The organism is Prochlorococcus sp. MIT 1306, assembly GCF_047304515.1.
Lineage (GTDB): Bacteria > Cyanobacteriota > Cyanobacteriia > PCC-6307 > Cyanobiaceae > Prochlorococcus > Prochlorococcus marinus_D.
In genome coordinates, this window is the sequence record NZ_CP138959.1 from 2015609 (window position 1) to 2034836 (window position 19228).

Annotated in this window: 18 protein-coding genes; 6 read left to right on the forward strand and 12 right to left on the reverse strand. The window is 48.4% G+C overall.

Features of this window, described 5'->3' with window-relative positions; translation table 11 throughout:
* Positions 1 to 39 precede the first annotated feature (39 nt).
* On the forward strand, positions 40 to 1218 hold the full coding sequence (locus SIB74_RS10140; protein ID WP_011827246.1) for a nucleotidyltransferase family protein: 1179 nt from the start codon (positions 40 to 42) through the stop codon (positions 1216 to 1218).
* Here the strand turns inward: SIB74_RS10140 and SIB74_RS10145 are convergent.
* The gene (locus SIB74_RS10145; RefSeq protein ID WP_063396979.1) at positions 1199 to 2092 is read right to left on the reverse strand and encodes a methylenetetrahydrofolate reductase; all 894 of its coding nucleotides are present in this window, start codon (positions 2090 to 2092) and stop codon (positions 1199 to 1201) included. The genes SIB74_RS10140 and SIB74_RS10145 overlap by 20 nt on opposite strands.
* Before the next feature lie 90 nt (positions 2093 to 2182).
* Here SIB74_RS10145 and SIB74_RS10150 point away from each other — a divergent pair, with 90 nt between their 5' ends.
* On the forward strand, positions 2183 to 2461 hold the full coding sequence (locus tag SIB74_RS10150; protein WP_063396978.1) for a helix-turn-helix domain-containing protein: 279 nt from the start codon (positions 2183 to 2185) through the stop codon (positions 2459 to 2461).
* Positions 2462 to 2694: 233 nt separating this feature from the next.
* Here SIB74_RS10150 and SIB74_RS10155 read toward each other — a convergent pair whose 3' ends face one another.
* The 9 genes from SIB74_RS10155 to SIB74_RS10195 form a co-directional block, all read right to left on the reverse strand.
* A complete protein-coding gene (locus SIB74_RS10155) occupies positions 2695 to 3195 on the reverse strand; it encodes a CYTH domain-containing protein (RefSeq protein WP_011827258.1) in 501 nt (166 codons plus the stop codon).
* A gap of 5 nt (positions 3196 to 3200) precedes the next feature.
* The gene (locus SIB74_RS10160; RefSeq protein ID WP_063396722.1) at positions 3201 to 4148 is read right to left on the reverse strand and encodes an NAD(+) kinase; all 948 of its coding nucleotides are present in this window, start codon (positions 4146 to 4148) and stop codon (positions 3201 to 3203) included.
* 12 nt (positions 4149 to 4160) lie between these two features.
* The gene (gene nuoK, locus SIB74_RS10165; protein ID WP_011827260.1) at positions 4161 to 4490 is read right to left on the reverse strand and encodes an NADH-quinone oxidoreductase subunit NuoK; all 330 of its coding nucleotides are present in this window, start codon (positions 4488 to 4490) and stop codon (positions 4161 to 4163) included.
* 40 nt (positions 4491 to 4530) lie between these two features.
* Complete coding sequence (locus SIB74_RS10170; protein WP_011827261.1) at positions 4531 to 5133, reverse strand: NADH-quinone oxidoreductase subunit J; 603 nt, start codon at positions 5131 to 5133, stop codon at positions 4531 to 4533.
* Positions 5130 to 5786 carry an NAD(P)H-quinone oxidoreductase subunit I gene (gene ndhI / locus SIB74_RS10175; protein ID WP_063396721.1) on the reverse strand — a complete coding sequence of 219 codons (657 nt, stop codon included), beginning with the start codon at positions 5784 to 5786 and terminating at the stop codon, positions 5130 to 5132. The genes SIB74_RS10170 and ndhI overlap by 4 nt, the downstream gene beginning before the upstream one ends.
* Before the next feature lie 127 nt (positions 5787 to 5913).
* On the reverse strand, positions 5914 to 7032 hold the full coding sequence (gene nuoH, locus SIB74_RS10180) for an NADH-quinone oxidoreductase subunit NuoH (RefSeq protein WP_196757156.1): 1119 nt from the start codon (positions 7030 to 7032) through the stop codon (positions 5914 to 5916).
* A 60-nt stretch (positions 7033 to 7092) separates the two neighbouring features.
* The gene (locus SIB74_RS10185; protein WP_063396977.1) at positions 7093 to 8283 is read right to left on the reverse strand and encodes a citrate synthase; all 1191 of its coding nucleotides are present in this window, start codon (positions 8281 to 8283) and stop codon (positions 7093 to 7095) included.
* Between the two features lie 25 nt (positions 8284 to 8308).
* The gene (locus SIB74_RS10190; protein ID WP_369818050.1) at positions 8309 to 8809 is read right to left on the reverse strand and encodes a SixA phosphatase family protein; all 501 of its coding nucleotides are present in this window, start codon (positions 8807 to 8809) and stop codon (positions 8309 to 8311) included.
* Positions 8787 to 10400 (reverse strand): DUF3352 domain-containing protein, encoded by a 1614-nt coding sequence (locus SIB74_RS10195; RefSeq protein WP_063396719.1) that lies wholly within the window; start codon positions 10398 to 10400, stop codon positions 8787 to 8789. Before SIB74_RS10195 ends, SIB74_RS10190 begins: the two co-directional genes overlap by 23 nt.
* Positions 10401 to 10742: 342 nt before the next feature.
* Between SIB74_RS10195 and hrcA the strand changes: the two genes are divergently transcribed.
* Entirely contained in the window at positions 10743 to 11741 is a 999-nt protein-coding gene (gene hrcA, locus SIB74_RS10200; RefSeq protein WP_063396717.1) for a heat-inducible transcriptional repressor HrcA, read from the forward strand.
* A 561-nt stretch (positions 11742 to 12302) separates the two neighbouring features.
* Here hrcA and SIB74_RS10205 read toward each other — a convergent pair.
* Positions 12303 to 13190: a hypothetical protein gene (locus SIB74_RS10205; protein WP_156486170.1), complete on the reverse strand. Its 888-nt coding sequence runs from the start codon at positions 13188 to 13190 to the stop codon at positions 12303 to 12305.
* Positions 13191 to 14158: 968 nt separating this feature from the next.
* Between SIB74_RS10205 and SIB74_RS10210 the strand changes: the two genes are divergently transcribed.
* The gene (locus tag SIB74_RS10210) at positions 14159 to 15736 is read left to right on the forward strand and encodes a hypothetical protein (RefSeq protein ID WP_063396715.1); all 1578 of its coding nucleotides are present in this window, start codon (positions 14159 to 14161) and stop codon (positions 15734 to 15736) included.
* Between the two features lie 340 nt (positions 15737 to 16076).
* The gene (locus SIB74_RS10215; RefSeq protein ID WP_063396714.1) at positions 16077 to 16259 is read left to right on the forward strand and encodes a hypothetical protein; all 183 of its coding nucleotides are present in this window, start codon (positions 16077 to 16079) and stop codon (positions 16257 to 16259) included.
* A 321-nt stretch (positions 16260 to 16580) separates the two neighbouring features.
* Here the strand turns inward: SIB74_RS10215 and SIB74_RS10220 are convergent, their stop codons facing one another.
* A complete protein-coding gene (locus SIB74_RS10220) occupies positions 16581 to 18236 on the reverse strand; it encodes a tetratricopeptide repeat protein (protein WP_063396713.1) in 1656 nt (551 codons plus the stop codon).
* Positions 18237 to 18346: 110 nt separating this feature from the next.
* On the opposite strand from SIB74_RS10220, the gene SIB74_RS10225 reads away from it, so the two are divergent.
* Complete coding sequence (locus tag SIB74_RS10225) at positions 18347 to 19192, forward strand: SGNH/GDSL hydrolase family protein (RefSeq protein WP_156486169.1); 846 nt, start codon at positions 18347 to 18349, stop codon at positions 19190 to 19192.
* Positions 19193 to 19228: the final 36 nt, after the last annotated feature.

Consider the following 19228-nt stretch of genomic DNA (forward strand, 5'->3'; position numbering starts at 1 on the left):
GTCTATGTTGTTTAAACGAGCTGAGGCCTAACAACGCCAATGAAGGCGATGATTTTGGCGGCCGGCAAAGGGACGCGCGTCCAGCCGATCACCCACGTGATCCCCAAGCCGATGATTCCCATCCTTCAGAAACCCGTGATGGAGTTTCTGCTCGAACTGCTGAAGGAGCACGGATTCAAAGAAGTGATGGTGAATGTGTCTCACCTAGCTGAGGAAATTGAAAACTACTTCCGAGATGGCCAGCGCTTTGGCGTAGAAATCGCCTACAGCTTCGAGGGACGCATCGAAGAGGGAGAACTGATTGGTGATGCCCTTGGTTCCGCTGGCGGCCTCAAAAAAATCCAGGATTTTCAACAGTTCTTTGATGACACCTTTGTGGTGCTCTGTGGTGACGCCCTCATTGATCTCGACCTCTCAGAAGCCGTAAAACGCCATCGTGCCAAAGGGGCTCTGGCGAGCTTGGTGACCAAACGAGTCCCCAAAGATCAAGTCAGCAGCTATGGCGTTGTGGTTACAGACGAGAATGATTGTGTTCAGGCATTCCAAGAGAAACCCTCCACTGATGCAGCGCTGAGCGACACAATCAACACAGGCATCTATCTCTTTGAACCAGAGATTTTCGAGCACATTCCTTCCGACCAACCCTTCGATATCGGCTCTGACCTATTTCCCAAGCTGGTGGAGATGGGCTTACCTTTCTTCGCCCTACCAATGGATTTCGAATGGGTGGACATTGGCAAGGTTCCTGATTATTGGAGGGCCATTCGCAGCGTGCTGCAAGGAGAGGTTCGCCAAGTAGGCATCCCTGGTAAGGAAGTCCGTCCTGGGATCTACACAGGCTTGAACGTTGCCGCGAACTGGGACAAGATCAATGTGCAAGGGCCAATTTATGTGGGTGGCATGACCCGCATCGAAGATGGAGCAACAATTATTGGGCCATCAATGATCGGCCCTAGCTGTTGCATCTGCGAAGGGGCAACCGTGGACAACTCGATCATCTTTGACTATTCCCGTATTGGAGCTGGTGTGCAGCTGGTGGAAAAGCTGGTGTTTGGCCGTTACTGCGTTGGCAAAAATGGCGATCACTTTGACCTTCAAGAAGCAGCCCTTGATTGGCTGATCACCGATGCAAGGCGCCAAGACCTTGTGGAACCATCTCCTCAGCAGAAGGCCATGGCCGAACTCCTTGGCACAGACCTCACATCGGCACCAAGCTGATTCCAGCCTGATCAAGAATCTCGGGGATGCGCTCTTCTGCTTTCACGGCCATCAGATGGACGCCCTGGGTAAGAGACAAGTAACTCCTGACCTGCTCAGCAGCAATAGCGATCCCCTCAGCCATTGGATCAGATGCTTGCTCCAGCCGAACCACAAGTGATTCAGGAATGCATGCTCCAGGCACAACCCTATTAATGAAGCTTGCATTACGAGCTGATTTCAGCAAAAACACCCCAGCAAGCACAGGCAACCCAAGGGGATTGGCCACCTCATTGCAAAAGTGTTCAAGCACAGCGGGTTTCATCACCATCTGAGTCTGAAGAAAGCGAGCGCCGGCCTCCTTCTTTCGTTCGAGGCGACGACGCAGACCACTCAAGCTCTTGCAATTGGGATCAGCAGCGGCCCCAGCAAACAAAGCAGTCGCTCCATCAGGGAGTAATCCCGAAACAGGGTCCTCCGCACGGTTGAAGGCAGCGACCTGATGCAGCAATTTCACCGACTCGTAGTCATGAACAGGTCTCGCCTCAGGTTGATCACCGACCCGGACAGGATCACCTGTAAGGCAAAGCAAGTTGCGAATACCCAGGGCATGAGCGCCAAGTAAATCGGATTGAAGGGCGATCCGATTGCGATCACGGCAAGCGAGCTGCAAAATCGGTTCAAGACCCTCATCTAACAGCAACCTGCAGAGAGCAAGACTGCTCATCCGCATCACTGCACGGCTGCCATCAGTCACATTGATGGCATGAACAAAACCTTTCAAACCTTGAGCCATCGTCAAGGAATGAACAGGATCTGCACCACGAGGAGGCATGACCTCAGCAGTTATCGTCACCGCTCCGGCCTCGATGGAGCGCTGCAAGGCTGAACTCAAATCACTATGTCCTTCACTCACTCACCAACTATGAGGGATCGCTTGCCCAAAGTCTGCGTAAGATGACCGGAGATCATGAATGGGGAGGAAATGGCCACAGGCAAAATCCCCAGTTCCGTTCATATCTCGCTCTCTTCAAGGGAAATGGAAATCATTGACCTTGTCGCCGACGGGCTAACCAACCAAGAAATCGCTGAACAGCTAACCATCAGCAAGCGAACTGTCGACAATCATGTCAGCAACATGTTCACCAAAACAGGCTCAAAAAATCGTGTAGCCCTTCTGAACTGGGCCATGGATCACGGCAAGATCTGCCGCGATGGTTTCAATTGCTGCTCCTTGCCAGACGACTCCGACTCTGACTCCTAAACCCAAGCACAGCGGGCTCTGGAATGGGCATCAAAGAACATCCGTCGGACTCGAGATCAAACAACTCCACATAGGCCATACAAGCCTCACGATCCCGGCATGTAAAGCGAAGGATGCCATCGGTATCGTACAAACCAAACACAAGTTGCCTTCCCGCAGCATCTGCTGCCCGTACAACCAGCTCACTCGATCGGAACTGTTAAGAGATTATAAAGGCCCTTGGGGCGCTTTGGTCAAGCCAGGCCGTAATCTCGGCGCCTCTGATCGGACCATTGCTGAATAGGGGCGCGTGCCAAAGCGGCATTGTTCCACTCAGATGCACCAGTCACCTCCTGCCAACACCACGCGGGAATCTCTAGCCGATCCTCCGCAGAGACAAGTTCCACCTCCGCTAGCACAAGAGGAGCATTCGCTCCTTCAAAGCAATCGACCACCCAATCACCACCTTTAAGGCTTAGTTCATAACGTGTCTTGATCAGACGATCAGGCGCCAAACCCCAGAGAGCCTCTGCATCGACTAGAGGGATCCGATATTCGAACTCATGGCGAGCAATACCCTCAGCAGGAGCCTTGAGGGTGAGCCAAGCCTGCTCCATCGCCATGATTCTCATCCTGACAGTGAACCCTTGAGGAGACCCGGCCAAGTAACCCTGACGCAAAGGCAAGGCCGGTCCTGCCAAAGATCGCCACTCTTCTCCCACCACCAAAAACCTCCGTTCGATCTCGAGGCCCATGAGCTTCAGCTGGGAGATGGTTGATTGTTGAGCAGACTTCCCGCCCAATGCAGCTTGTGCGTGAGAGTTCTGTAATAAGAGGGGCTCTGTTCAAGAACCACCATCAATGCATGGTGCCGAGCCCTCTGAACAACACAACACTCGCCTGGTTCAAGCAGGGCACCACTCGCCCCATCTTTCCAGAGCTTCACCCGGCGAGTGTTTTCTCCCAGAAGCCCAATCACGAGCCGTGAAGCTGGAGGCACGATGACGGGACGACTAGAGAGACTCATCGGACAAATTGGACTCACGATGATCGCATCAATGCCAGGATGAAGAATCGGTCCTCCGGACGCCATCGAGTAGCCGGTAGACCCTGTGGGTGTCGCCAAGATCAAACCATCGCCACGGTAATGATCCACCACCTCACCATCGATCTCAAGTTCTAGGGTGCAGGTAGGCGACACATCATCGCGATAAGGACGCATATAAAAATCATTCAGGGCCCAGTGCGGTGGCTTAGTCCCATTCAAATCCTGGAGCGAAGCAGTAGGTCGAGCAGTTCGTTCAGCAGGGGAGCGGCTGTCCACTGCAGCCTGCAACATCATCCTGCGCTCCAAAGCAAAGTTGTCCTGCAACAATCTCTGCCATAGCTGACCGCCATCAAGCAGACAGCGTTCATGCGTCAGAAAACCTAGATGCCCTCCGACGTTGAAACTAAGGATTGGCACATCATGAACGGCAAGATGACGGGCCGCACCGAGCACCGTGCCATCGCCCCCAAGCACAACAGCCAAATCAGGCAGGCCGGCTTCTGAGGCCAATAAATCGGGGAAAGGGTTGGCCGTCACTCCACTCATGGCCATCACCACTTTCACTCCAAGCGCTTGGAGCTCGTCAACACAACAACAGGCTTCACGATGCGCAGAATGACTTCCCGCCCGATAGATCACCCAGACCAAATCGAGACGCATGCTTGGGTCTCCTTACCAGCGCAGCAGATTGAAGCGCTCCATATCCACAGTGACGCGATTGCGATACAAGGAAAGGAGGATCGCAAGACCCACAGCTGCCTCTGCAGCAGCAACAGTAATCACAAACACAGCAAAGACCTGACCGCGGATCAGATCACCATCAATATATGAAGAGAATGCCATCAGATTGATATTCACCGCATTGAGCATCAGCTCAATGCTCATCAAAACCCGAACAGCATTACGGCTATTGATCAGCCCCCACACGCCGATACAGAAAAGCATCGCAGCAAGCAAGAGATAGGCCTGAAGAGGAACAAGACCGGAGGAGGACTCGAGCATGGGATCAATCAGGGAAAAAAAGCAAAGTGTCCTGAACTGATCAGGGCGTGGACTTATCGACAAGCAACGGGGTTCGAGCCTTCTCGATCAGACCCTGATTGACAGCATCACCTGTACCAACATCAGTCTCCAGAACATCTCTGCGGGCCAACACAATTGCACCGATCATGGCCATCAGTAAAAGCACAGACGCCAGCTCAAAAGGCAAAAGGTAGTCAGTAAATAAGTGTTCACCAATTCGCTCAGTAGCCCCTACTCCAATCGCTGCGGGGCCTGGCACTGCCCAAGGTGTGGTGATCACCACACGAAAGAAAAGAACAAACAACCCTGCACAGACTCCACCAGAGAGCAGCCTTCGAATAGGCAATCCCTCGATCGGCTTCAAATCTTCGCGCTTGTTGACCAGCATGATCGCGAAGAGAATCAGCACGTTGACTGCACCCACATAAACCAGCACCTGTGCTGCTGCAACAAAACTGGCATTGAGGAGCAGATAGAGACCAGCCACAGCCATAAATACGCCACCAAGCAAAAAGGCGGAGTAGACGATATTGCCCAGCAAGACGACACCAAGACTGCCGAGAACCACCACGGCGCCTAGTACCAGGAAACAGATTAATTCTGTGGAAGTAGCAATCGTCATCCGCTGGGCTGATCTTGATCAGGAGCATCCTGCAACGATTCTCCCCCATCCCCTTGAGGAGAATCTTGTTGCAAGCTCAGACTCTTGAGCACCTCTGCCGGGAGCTGTCCGGCACGAGGTTGATTGGCAGGGACATCATGGGGATCCATCACCCCTTTAGGCAGATAGGCCAGCTCACGTAAAGGCTGCACAGATGGATCTGTCGTCACACTGGTTGGCAAACGACCCAATGCAACATTGTCGTAGTTGAGGCTATGCCGATCGTACGCAGCCAGCTCATATTCCTCCGTCATCGATAGGCAATTGGTAGGGCAGTACTCCACACAGTTGCCACAGAAGATGCAGACACCGAAATCAATGGAATAATTGCGCAGCTCCTTTTTCTTGGTCTCCTTATTCATCACCCAGTCCACAACAGGCAGGTTGATGGGACAAACCCTGACGCAAACCTCACAAGCAATGCATTTATCAAACTCGTAGTGGATACGACCGCGATAACGCTCTGAGGGGATGAGCTTCTCGTATGGATACTGCACCGTGATCGGACGCCGGCGCAGGTGATCGAATGTGACCGCAAGGCCCTGGATCAGATAGTTCGCTGCATCCGCAGCGTCGCGGGTGTAGTCAGCAACTTTTTTGAGGAACCCGAACATGCGAAAGGAACCTCTAAGAGGCCCACTAGGAGCATTCCAGAAATCCTACAAGCTTTTTAGCCAGGATAAGTAAAAGTGCTTAGCCTTCCCAGAACGAGATCCAGCGCCTTCAAGCGCTTTGGCTGCATCAACCGCCAAAGGCAACAGGGAAAGCCAACTTAAGAGCAGCGGTGATCAGCAGATTTCCAAGCGCGATCGGCAAAAGAAACTTCCAGCCCAAATCAAGCAATTGATCAATGCGTACGCGTGGAGTAGTCCAGCGCAACAAGATGGCTAAGAACACCAGCAGATAAGCCTTCAGCACTGTCATCACAATGCCAACGGAGCCAGTGATCACCTGCACCAAGGGAGCATCAACCGACTGACCAAGCCAACCAGCCAGCCATTCCACCGGGATGGGGAAGCCCCATCCCCCTAGGTAGAGCACTGCGACCAACAAGGACGAAAGCACAAGGTTGATGTAACTACCGAGATAAAACAGGGCAAACTTCATCCCTGCGTACTCGGTCTGATAACCCGCCACCAGCTCTTCCTCCGCTTCAGGGAGATCGAAAGGAAGTCGTTCGCACTCGGCCAGCGCACAGATCCAAAAGATCAAAAAGCCCACAGGCTGCCGCCACACATTCCAGCTCAACAAGCCAGCACCATTTTGTTGGGCAACAATGTCGACAGTGCTGAGCGAATTGCTCATCATCACCACTGCCAGAACAGCCAAGGCAAGAGGGATTTCGTAACTGATCGATTGAGCTGCAGCCCTCAGCCCACCCAAGAGTGAGTACTTGTTATTGGAGGCATAGCCACTCATCAATAGGCCAATGGGCTGAATGCTGCTGAGGGAGATCCAGAGGAAAATCCCTATCCCCACATTGCTGATCAGCAGATTTTGACCAAAAGGCACGATCAGCCAGGAAAGGATCACAGGCACAAGCACCAGGACCGGACCAAGAGTGAACAGCAGGCCATCCGCCCTGACAGGGATCACGTCTTCCTTCACCAGCAACTTCAAGCCATCGGCCATCGGCTGCAACACGCCGAGAGCTCCTGCGTATTCCGGTCCGATCCGCTGCTGAACTGCCGCCGAAATCTTCCGCTCCAGCCACACGGTGACCAAAACGCCCACCATCGCCGCGGTCAACACCAACAGCATCGGCAGCGGCAGCCAAATGAGATGGGCCATCTGAGGGGAAAGTCCCAGCCCTTGTAATGACTGACTAAAGCTCAACTCCAGATCAAGGCCAGAACTCACCAAGCCTGAGGTTGCAGTGGCAAAGGTGGTCACCATGGTGATGGCTGAGCTGGCTGCAACTTAGGCGCCCGTAGAAGAGACACGCTCATCACTAGGGATCCAAGTTCTGTTCTGAGCACCGGTGTAAATCTGCGAAGGCCTGAAAATCCGATTCGCGCCAAGTTGCTCTCGCCAATGAGCCAGCCAACCGGCCACCCGTGAGATGGCAAACACAGGAGTAAAAAGATCGCGAGGGATTCCAAGCTTGCGATACACAAGACCGGAATAGAAGTCCACATTCGGATAGATCCCTTTAGGGCCTAAACGGGTGGCAGCCGCCTGCTCCAACGCCTTGGCCACGTCGTACATCTCATCGGTGCCGAATCGGGCAAACAACTCCTCTGCAAGACCCTGAAGGATCACAGCGCGAGGATCCTTGACCCGATATTCCCGATGACCAAAGCCCATCACCTTGCGCTTAGAAGTGATGGCTTCATTGAGATAATCATCAGCATGCTCTGGGCTGCCGATCTCTTCGAGCATCGCCAAAACATCCTCATTGGCTCCACCATGAAGAGGTCCTGCAAGGGTGCCCACTGCGGAGGCCACCACTGCATAGGGATCAGTGAGCGTACTGGCGGTCACTCGAGCACTAAAAGTACTGGCATTAAGACTGTGTTCCGCATGCAGGATCAAGCAGCGATCAAGAACCCTTGCCGCCAAAGGGTCCGGTTCACGCTCGGTAAGCATGTAGAGGAAATTGGCTGAGTAGGCCAGGTCGTCACGAGGCTGAATGGGATCTTGCCCTTTGCGTATCAACTTGAAGGCCGCCACCATCGTGGGAATCTTGGCGATCAGCCTCACCACGGCGTCATAGACGTACTTCGGGTCATCGATGGCTCGACGGGAATAGAACAGCCCCAGGGATGCTGCACTCGACTGAAGTGCATCCATCGGGTGCCCCGAAGCTGGGAAGCACTTCATCATGTCGCGTACCCGGAAACTCACGCGACGGTGCATCTGCACCTCAGCTTCGAAATCACGAAGTTGCTGTGGGCTGGGCAGATCGCCCCAGATCAACAGATAGGTGGTTTCCAAAAAGCTGCTATGCGCTGAGAGCTCCGCAATTGGATAACCCCGATAAGCAAGCCGCCCCTGCAGTCCATCGATATCACAGATGGCGGATTGGGTTACTGGCACTCCCTCCAGCCCCGGACGAAAGCTGATGCCACTGCGATCGTGGCGAATCTCCCCAACCTGCTCCTGCCCCACCGCATCTCGACAACTGCTTGGCAACCTAAGCGGAACAGGGCAACAACACCGACGGCCTCAACAACACCTGCAGCGTTGCCCTACCAGCAGGGCTTCGTTTCTGCTGCGACCATCTGAGGTGAGCAAAACCAGCCTTCTTCAACACCAAGCAGCCCGTAGGGATTCCAAGCAACCTTGCTGCTAGATGGGTCAAATCATGTTCATGACCCACCAAAAGGCAGCGCCCAACCAATCCTTCAAGCAAAGGCCAAGGATCCCTGCCAGGAAGCAAGCAACTCTCGAATTCCACCCGCCCCGCCAGACCCGCCTGCTGCGCAAGTTCGGCCGTCTGAGCAGCACGCAGATAAGGACTACTCAGCAGACGATCAGCAGCAAAGCCAAGGCTTCGCAAGCGACGAGCGACCTCCATCGTGCGCAGAATTCCTTGCTCTGTAAGTGGGCGTAGCGAATCATCAACGCCATGGCAACGCTGCTCAGCGATGCCATGGCGCAATAAGAAAAGATCAACCGAGGTTGAGTCGGGCACGCATGCGAAGAGAAGAGCTTTGCTCATCTTGATCAGGCCCCACAGCCATGGCCAACCCCTGCACACTGGGCTGCAATGAGCCACCAGCAAGCGTTTGCATCAACGTCCAGGGACGCCAATGCTGAAGCTGCACGCGACCAGGACTTGCACCAAGAACCAGCTGTTGAGTAAGCGGACGATCATCTCGATTGAGATTGTTCAGCTGACGAAGACGAGGCTGCAACGCCTTGCCCTGCTTGCGCTGCTGCAGAGCCGCAAGGGTCTGCCCCCACCAGGCCTGGCCTGGCTCCTCGGCCAAAGCGACGCCCAACTGAGCCTCAAGCAAGTTCTTAGTGGAGCTTTGTTGACGTGCCAATCGCGTCCACACCTGCAGAGATTCGTCATCAGACGGCAAATCCGAACGAATAAAACCCTGCTCAGTCAGCGCATCATCCACCACCGAGACAGCTGGATGGTCCTGCTTGGTCGCAACCACCCAGCCTTCGGGCTGCTGAAGCCACAACAACGGTCCATCGTCCAAACCAGCAATCGTGGCAGCAGAAGACAGTTCATTTGACGTCAACTGCTGACGCAGTAAGGGGCCTAACCACTGCACCAGAGGATCCTGATCTGAGGGATCCAGTAATCGAGAAGGTGAACTCAGCAAAGCGAGTGCCTCCGCCTGACCACCAGCCGAGGCAGTGAGTTGAGCAAGTCCATCAGTTGATCCAGCCTCACTTGCAACAGCTTCCAGGGGTTGCTGGAAACGCAACAGCCCTTCCAGCGCCAAATCGGACCCTTCAGGCTTCAAGGCAGCTACCAAACCCAACAGATCCTCACGCTGGCTGAGCGGCTTAGGCAGGCCTAACCAAGAGTGAAGCGCGGCCGGCGAGGCAACCATCAGAGCCACACCATCCCCCAGCTGGCGCACAATCTCGACAAGCTCCTGATCGCCAAGTTGATGCTGATCAGACAACTGGGAAACATCAAGAGCCTGTTCCAATACCCCCCGGCCGGACGCAAGCAACAGCAGGTCATCGTCGATCAATGCTGTTGCCAAAGGCTGGGGATTGCGTCCGCTCAAAGCCCCTTTGCCACTAATCACTCCCATCCCCCGATAGCGGCTGATCTGCAGATCTGTGCCAGCCAAGCTGCGTGCTTGCCAAAAGCGCTGCAAAAACCGCCTCGCACCATCCTGATCTCGACTCTCTAGAACCAAAAGCCAACCCATGGATCCTTCTGACCCGTTGGGTTCCAACAGAGCCATGCTCACTTGCGGACCAAGCCAGTCGACCAACTCCGACTCAAAATCCAAACCAGCGAGTGCGAAAGCACCATCACGAATCTGCTGAGCACCATCGCGAGCCTTACGACGGTTGCGTGCCGGAGCTACAGCCTGGGCATAGGCCGGCACACGCACGGGATCCATCAACCAATGAACGGCAAGAGCAGCCTCTCGAGGCACAAACCTTGCAGCACGTGGCAACTCCAGTGGCTGATCAACCAAACGCAGAGGGTTTTGGCGGGCCATAGCCCATCCAAGCCCCGCCACCAATGAGAACAGGACAAACACCGTGGCCAGCACGGCAATCAAAAACGGGCGGGCCTTCATGGGCCGGCAATGGGACTCTTTAGATCATCTTTATCCATTAATCATCTGATCGTCTTGCGCCCAGTATGAAGCGCTCACAAAGGCAACATCAATGAGTCGATTGACAGGCCTGTTTGCGCAAGCCAACTGAATCGCGAACAGCAGCAAAATTTCCGCCACAAAATCTTGTCGAGCTGCACGACGAGAAACACGACAGCTGCAATCTGGGAAGAAGCATCGAGACTTGGTGATGCTGGATTGCAAGCAAACTGCGCCAACCCTGAGGCCGGCTTAGTGAGTTCGTGACAGAGCACAAAAGAAGGGCGCCCCCCCCCGTACCATCAAGATCCCGACGTCACCGCTTTGGAGTCGCTACCGGCACGACAACAGCAGGTGCTTCAAGCAACGGTGCACCACTACGTGGACACGATTGAGCCCGTCGGCAGCAAAACCCTGGTGCAACGCTTTGGCCTCAAAGCCAGCGCCGCAACGGTTCGTTCGGCAATGGGGGCCCTTGAACAGCGTGGCCTGCTCACCCAACCTCATACTTCGGCGGGAAGAGTTCCGAGCCCGCAGGGCTATCGCCACTATGTGGACTGCTTGCTGCCGCCTCCTGGATCGGCGGCGCAGCACCTGGAACGGGAACTGACAAACCTCAGTCTGCGCTGGGCAGCTCTCGATGACTTGATGTGGCAATTGGCCCGTCGCCTCACCGATTTCACCGGCCTGATGAGCTTGATTACCAGGCCAGCACGGCCTAAGCCAACGCTTCAAGCCGTACGCCTGGTGCGCAGTGGCGACCGGCTGCTGGTAATGCTGGTGGAAAGCTCCAACCAAGCCAGTCATCTCAATCTGCGGCTGCCCCATGAAGCGAGCAACGAACTCGAAGCCATCGAGGAGTGGATCCGCGATCAACTGGCCACAACGGGAAACGGCAGCCTCGACTGGTCGAGCCTGCCACCGCAGCTCAATCTGAGCGGATCTTTACTGCGAGAGGCGATTCACAGCCACAGCCAAGCCCAGACACCGGCTGAATCAGATGCAGTCTTCCACGGGATGTCAAGGCTGCTTGCGCAGCCAGAATTCAGCAGTAGCGCCAGCCTCCAACCTTTACTTGAACTGATGGATACACAACCAGCGGCAGTCGTACCCATAGGAGGCAAAGAACTAGGCGGAATTTGGATTGGCGCAGAACATCCACAGAGCGCACTCAATGCCTGCTCAGTTGTGCAAGCCGTCTATCGCAGTTCCGGAGAAGGTATCGGCCAAGTAGCACTGATTGGTCCAATGCGCATGGCATATGCCACCGCAAAGGCAGCCGTCCAGCGTGTTGCTCACCACCTCGACAGACTGTTGTCGTAAGACAATCACCAAATCCAACAAAACTGGCCGTCATGCAAGCAAATATGAAATCTGAGCCAAAGCATTCACATATCGGAACTACATAGCGAAGCATCGGCTAATGACGTGAGGGCAAAGCCAAAACAGCCCCCAGAGAAGGAATTCCAAGAAAAGAAATTTTGATTAATTCCAGCAAAAAACTGCAGAGATTAAATCCCAAACCGGAGGGGGGCTCAAAACTATTGATGTCAAGCAAAATAATTCAACAAGGCTTACGATAAAGTACGAACAAAATATGGCAACAATGTCAAGGCAACACTAAATATATTTGACAAAGACTTTGGACAATGCATGAATCACAAGATTTCACCAAGTGCAAGACAAAGCAGAGCAAAGTTCTATGTCAAATACAATCCACACAAGCAATCTTGCACGAGCGTTCCTGCATCAACAACTTTTACCCTGGATGAATTAAGCACAAGAAATCATTCCAACTTCCTTGCAAGACCAGAGGTATAAACATAAAAAAATTAGGCCAATCACACGAAGCGAAGGTCATCAATAATGCAGAAAGTCTTCCCCCTATTGATAGCAGAAAAAGTACACATCTGCCTGCAATCTCCTTGTTAGACTATAAGTTGGGATGAAGTGCTTGCCAGCATGCTCCTCAAGACTTGAGAAAGAAGAGTTTACTTTGCAAAGGCTTGCAATATCAAGAAATACTAGTGATGTGAATTCAATAATTGTTTTGTGATCAGAGCCGCCTAAAGGTATAGCTATACCTATATAGCCTATCCTTAATTGCTGATCAATGGCAAGAAGTGTTTGCCCTGAAATAGGTTGAATATACTTCAGACTGCTGCCTGCCGAATGATTGTTGTAATTGATGTACCTGGCAGGGAAAATACTAACTATTGAATCAGAGCCACTTTGATACTCTACTAGGATATGTAACTGATTAGGATGAATCTCCCTATCGGCAAGTAATGCATATACATCTAGAGGTGAAAGAATCTGTATTGAAGAATTCTGGATTGCTACAGACGAGCACCAACCTTTTTGAGATATTGGTAAAGGCATATATATTCCTTCTTGTAGTAGTGAGAAATTTGCCGTTGAATTAAACGCTTCATTATGGTCAGGAGGGAGATGAAAGAATAATTGCGGAATACAATAGAATCTATTGTTGTGTGCCAATGTTAGCCACTCAGCTATTTGGCCATTAGCCATTTTGTTAGAAAAAATACCAGCTTGTGGATCATCTAATAGAAACGCCACATCCTCTACCCTACACTCATGTCCCAAAAAGTATTCTGAAGTATCTAGGGAATTAGCCTCGGACAAAGTAGATACAGATAAGTAGGATTGGATTCCAGTGATCCATTTATTTGGGGCGTCAATATCTCCATTGACGATGGTGCCATCTAAAATATTTGGGAAAAGAGAGTGTTGCCTATCTTGTGATTCCAAATCAGTCAGGACAATTGGAAAGCTTAATACGAGTCAAATAGCAAAAGCTATAAATTAGTGTGTTTTAATGTATATCATGAAACAAGGGCAAAGGGGGCAATAATTCTGAATACAGGGAAAAGAAAGCTATAAGTATTAAACAAAATAGTACCGCAGAGTATTTTGGCCCATATCGAACGACGATGACAGAAAGAAAACCTTGCTAAATCACGTAATACAAATCTCGGAGAATCAATTGGGTAGCTATATCAAGAGTCTCGTTAAGTAAATGCAATGCAAACAGGGGGAAGCAAAGGGCGAGCTGTTCGAGTATTAAATACAGCCTTCTGGATCAACTCTGTTTGCCTTCTGACTTGGACCTCAGTTGTATTGGGAAGTGGAAACAAGCTCTGTTTTCTTCTTAAGATTACGTTAATACTTTAGCTGGAGTGTAAATTAGTATTATTGAAAATTATGCTCTTACAGTCCTTCGGCGGTGCTAAATCTCACCAATATCGAAAGTACTTCTTAAATGCTCGCCTTATATCACTTCTGAGGCATTTTCCCAATCCTTAATATCTTACTGGGAGAATAGGGAAATTATTCAATTACACCAAAAGAAGGCTAGAGGAATTTATTTGTAAGCAAGTATCATAGAAAGAGATTGCATGGCAACATTCAGGATCGAAGGTCAACTTATCTGGAATGATAAAATTGAAGGTTTATATACAAAGATTTAACTTGGACAGATAAACTAGAAAATCCAATACTAACATATTCATTAGATAAATACACTCTCAAAAAAATGCAGGTAGAAATCATTCTCGAGGGCTGGGGGCCATTTACCATGCAATAGTACTCTCATTTCCTATATAGATAGATATGCTCAGACTGCTTGTAAGTCTATCACTATTAAGGTATAATATTGACCATGAATATACTCATTCAAGGTGAAAATACAACTTTACACATCAGCGAAATCAGTATGCATGAAATACTGGTATTCAGAGAAATTATATCTCCATGAGTTGCTAATCGATGAGATTGACTGTAGAACTGAAGATTACGTATTGCAATGGCTTAGATACAATACACGTCAAGTTTGCAATGATTTGCCCATAAATAATCTAAACATCCAAGTCAGTGATATTTTTTATTCCCATTACAAAAACTCTGTTGACGTTTTTGCCAATTGCATGATCTCCACTAATAAATATGCCAGGGAGAATAGCCAGCTACTTGGGATGGGTAAGGATTGGCAAAATGTTCTATTTTTAGGTGTTGATAATCATCGCTATACATCATTTTTTGATTGGTTAAAAGATGAAATTAATGGTGCAAAATATATTATACAGCCAAGCTCATTTGATCCGAAAACCCGTAGATATCACAAGCCTATACGTGGTTACACTATGGAAGAACTTCTTGATGAGATGCAAGAAATTCAAGCCGGTATATTGGTTACGGTGAATAATGATGACCTGTTCAAGTTTTCTGTAGAAAATGGCATTGATTTATATCTATTGATCCCATTCCTTGGACTAGAGTTAATCGTAATCAATAATGATCCTGGCGACCTAGAGTTACATGGCCATTTGCTACGTGCAGCGAATCACAAGAATTTTGGCATTACTAATATGGGTGTATTGTCTGAATATTGGGACAAAAAATACAAAAACCGTATGAAATATATAGGCATACCTCAAGATTACAGGAACAGAAAGATGGGAAAGCTTAGTGATGATTACAAAGTAATAGTTCTATCTCAAAGTCGGTGGGGAGCTACACAAGCTTTTAAAGTCCAGATTTCAGATATCCTAAATACCATGCAAAATCCATTAACTGAACTATCCCTCTGGTATTTATCTATCCATAGAATTCTACAGATTTCTGATACATCAGAACATATTAAAGCGCAGCAATTTAGAAACATGCATCTGATATTTTACTATGCTGCACAAGCACTTAAGCATGACATAGTTAATAATATTTGTACCGAGAGAAATGTCGAAATATATGGAGATGAGGGTTGGGAAAACGTTTGCCCTGGTTATTTCAAAGGGCATTTAAATAAGCAAGAGATGGCGACCTTGTTTTCCAAAAAAAACAACCTGTTTCTATTGCTCAACTTTGGATTTACATACCTTGACCATAGTGGGCCAATCTATGATATGGTCAAAGAAGGACTAAGTTGGATAAACGTCCCTGCTATTGTAAAAACACCAGAACTAGAAGGTCTATCAACTATAGAATACTCCAACTATAATGAGCTGAATACTTTAATTGAAAATGTTAGAGAGCCCTTCAATCAAGCTCATGAATCACTCTCAAGCCTGCATAATATCTACAAGCAAAGCACATTAAATATCATTAGCTTTCTCAAGAAAAGGGGGGCTTCAGATAATGGAATTGAAGTTGACAATGACCTATTCACTAAGTCATATGAACAGCATGGCAAATTGCTCGAGTCATCGATAAATGCCTATCTTGAATCTAATGAAGAAAGCCTTAGGCATTGCATCCAGAAATATTCGAAGTTACAGCTTTACATTCATAATGATGAATAGTTTAGTCTTTCATAAAAAAGTTCTGCCTATCGAGCCTATTTGGGAGGCTCCTTCTTGAATATCAGACCATTCGGCTATTATGTATATATGCTAAATTAATTCCAAAATGGCGGAGAGTTGAACTGCGCATAAGACCCAAGCGCTTTTCAATGAAGACATAACATTAGTTAGATCTCTATTCCAGATAATCAAAAGACTTCTGGCTTATTCTACAGTGATTTAACCTACATACACATGGCTAATATTAATCGGCCGGTGCTCATGTCCACCATTCACTTAATAAATTCAAGAGTGATCACCATTGAGCCAGACAAACCCTAAACGAGTTAATGCGCTGACAATGGACAACACAATGGTTATTGATGCTGTTGCTGCTGCCGTCTTACTGAGCGAAGTTCGCTTATACCAGGGCATTCAAGAAAAAGATGCTGTTCGCTCCCACGGCACTGGGAAGATAAGGCCTCAATGCCTGATTGATTTGGTGTACCTGTTCCTGAGAGTGCAGCTTGGTAACACCAGTTGAACTGAACAGCGTCTTTAAGATTGGTCTCCTTCACCCCGAGATCTGATGGTATGGCTTTTTCTTAAGCCGGAACAGGCTTAATGGGAGCGCTAAGTAAAGTCAAAGCAGCCATAACAGTTCACGATAAGTAGAGAAGAGCAGAGTGGAACACTGGGGTTAGACAATTAAAAGGTTTCTCAATATCTGGAATCTTTTTGGTGGATGACACTACGCCACACATCAACTTCAGCAAACGACCTCACCTGGCCAAAAACGATTGCCATGAGCTTGGGATCTACGCCTCAATCAGATAGCAATACAGGGCGTTCAATTTGTGTATTCTTAATTAGCACTAATCCAAAAGGGATTACAATCATGTACATCATCACACGTGCTGGCATTGTTTAAAAGCTGTACTGATCGGTCTACGCATTGATCGATAGTCAAATCGCAATCAGCCGGAAGGGGGGTAAATGAAAAAGTAAGTACATGACGTACTCCCTGTATGGGGGGCACCCCACGGTGGAATGTTCTGGAGGGGTAGAACAAAACCGCTTGACCTGGAGTATCAGGTGAAAAATTGTAATGCGGAGGGTCATAGGTCCCATTATCCAATGTAAATAGATTTGCCCAAGGTGAAACATACTGCTCGAATTTGTCACGCTGAAAAAGAAAACCCATATACCCCGTTCTCTTCGAGATTTGTCGGGACTGAGCTGCCTTGACAAAGCTTGTAGCACCTCTTTCTTCTTTCTGTGAATTCAAGTAGATCATTAATTTTGGGGTCCACGAATTAAAATGGTTGTCATAGTGCCAAATATCAGAGCGGGTCTTATCGTTTGATTTCTTCGAGGTAAAATCAAGATTCCATATCAAATGAGGAAAATTCGTTTGCGCTAATATTAACTCAAGCACCTTGCGCATAATCCCTGCTTCTACAATAGCTTGAATAAGCTCCAATGTTAAAGGCTTACCAGAAATAGAAAAAGTAGAGATTAGTTCATTGCAGGTATTACGATCTATTAGATCCTCCTCAATCTGGTAGCCATTTACATTAAGTCTGTTAGCAGGTTCGGCAAAATCCTTGCCGTCCTTAAATAAGGGTGGATAGAGATCATCGTTGAGAATCTTTACTACATCATGATATTTCGGCATTGACTTGGATCCTGATAGTTTCTGGTCCAACAGTGTCAGCCAAATGTCATGAGTCGCTGATGTTTGAACTTTGTCTAAGACAAGAGACTTACTACCGTGAGAGTAGATGTATTGGTCTTCCAAGGGGAACTGAAGCAAATTCCTATACGCATCTATAGCCAATAAATAGTCCCCCTTACTCCTAAATATTTTCCCTAGGCTTATATATGCCTGTTTAAAGTCAGGTTTTAATTGGACAATCTTTTTAAAACATTGGATGGCGTCTTCTGTATGTCCCTGACTTTGAAGAACAAGGCCATAGTTCATGAGGCAATCAAAATTGTGGGGATTAATGGTCAAGGCTTGCGACAAAACTTGCATGGCCTCTTCCTCCTCGTTATTTTCAATCAGTAGAGCGCCAAGGTTGCATGCTGCTTCATCATTAGAGGGATCCAAAGCCAATGTATTCCGATAATATTGAATTGCCTCTTCAGATTTACCCATATTCCTCATTACCACACCTAGAGAAAACCAGGCTGACGCAAGTGATTGGTTCCGCTTCAATGCTTCTTTTATGACTAACTCAGCTTTTTTGTATTGTTCAAGTCTATTCAGAATCCTACCTAGATTCAAAAAGGGAATGTAGCTGGAATTGTCTGCCTCAATGGAAGCCTCAATTAGAGTTACAGCCTGATGTAAATTTCCTCTGTCGTTATTTATGCAACCGAGGAGATGGAGAGAATTGGGTTCATCAGGAATAATTGCCAAAATTTCATTGAATAATGTTTCTGCAATATCTATTTCACGTGACTGATAGGCTTCTACAGCGGCTTGAAGCTTATGGAAAATGTCTTGTTGATTCATAACTTACTATGTTCAGTCAAATCTGTTTCACACAGAATAATATTTGATGACTCAATCCGCATTGATATGACTCGAATGTGTTATTATTTAATAACAACGCGAAGGTCCAAATGGACTATTGGTCATTTGATACCTATAGTTTTTATGATCATGATTACTCTCATCCTCCTTATATTGAAACACTTTCTCGCAGAGAGTACAAGATATATGGACCCTGGGCTTGTTTATTTTCAGAACATCTAGACCATCCTAGCCAGGCTAAAATCCGCATAATTGCCTTAGGAGGCTCTACAACATCGGCTATTCTTGAAAGCACATGGACTTATCATCTATACCACAGACTTACATCTCAACATGAAAGCATAGCCATCCTCAATGGTGGATGTGGAACATACAGCAGCTACGCTGAATACCTAAAGTTAAATAGGGACATATCAACCATAAGGCCCACTCATGTAATATCCTTAAGTGGTGTCAACGATTTAATCTTGCCAATACAGATAAGTAATGGTTTTGTAAGTTTACTCATTGAGCCACTTTTGCAAGGAGATCTCTTTAGCCGACTAAACAATGTCATCTTTCAAGGAGATCGAAGGGAAAGATGGATTGAGGAATCGAATCATATGAGTATTTTATGCAGTCATTATGACGCGTATTTTCGCCGCTTCCTTCAGCCATGTCTTGCTAGTCCACATAATCCTCTTGAGTCAATGTCTCCTAAGTTGATGGAGATGATCTCAGCAACTGCCCCAATACTTGGAGAAGGTTATCCCAAATTAGTACATGACTTCTATCAATCTCTACATAGTTCAACTTTGGGAGAATGTATTGAAGATATCTCTGACCTTCTACCCAATGATGAGTTTTTATGGGCCGATGCAAGACATCCAAGCGATGATGGATATAAGATCATCGCTGATGCTCTCTTTGCCTATTTGACTCCGCTACTTCAATGAAGCTTTCAATGCAATTCCCATACCGAAGGCATCTTG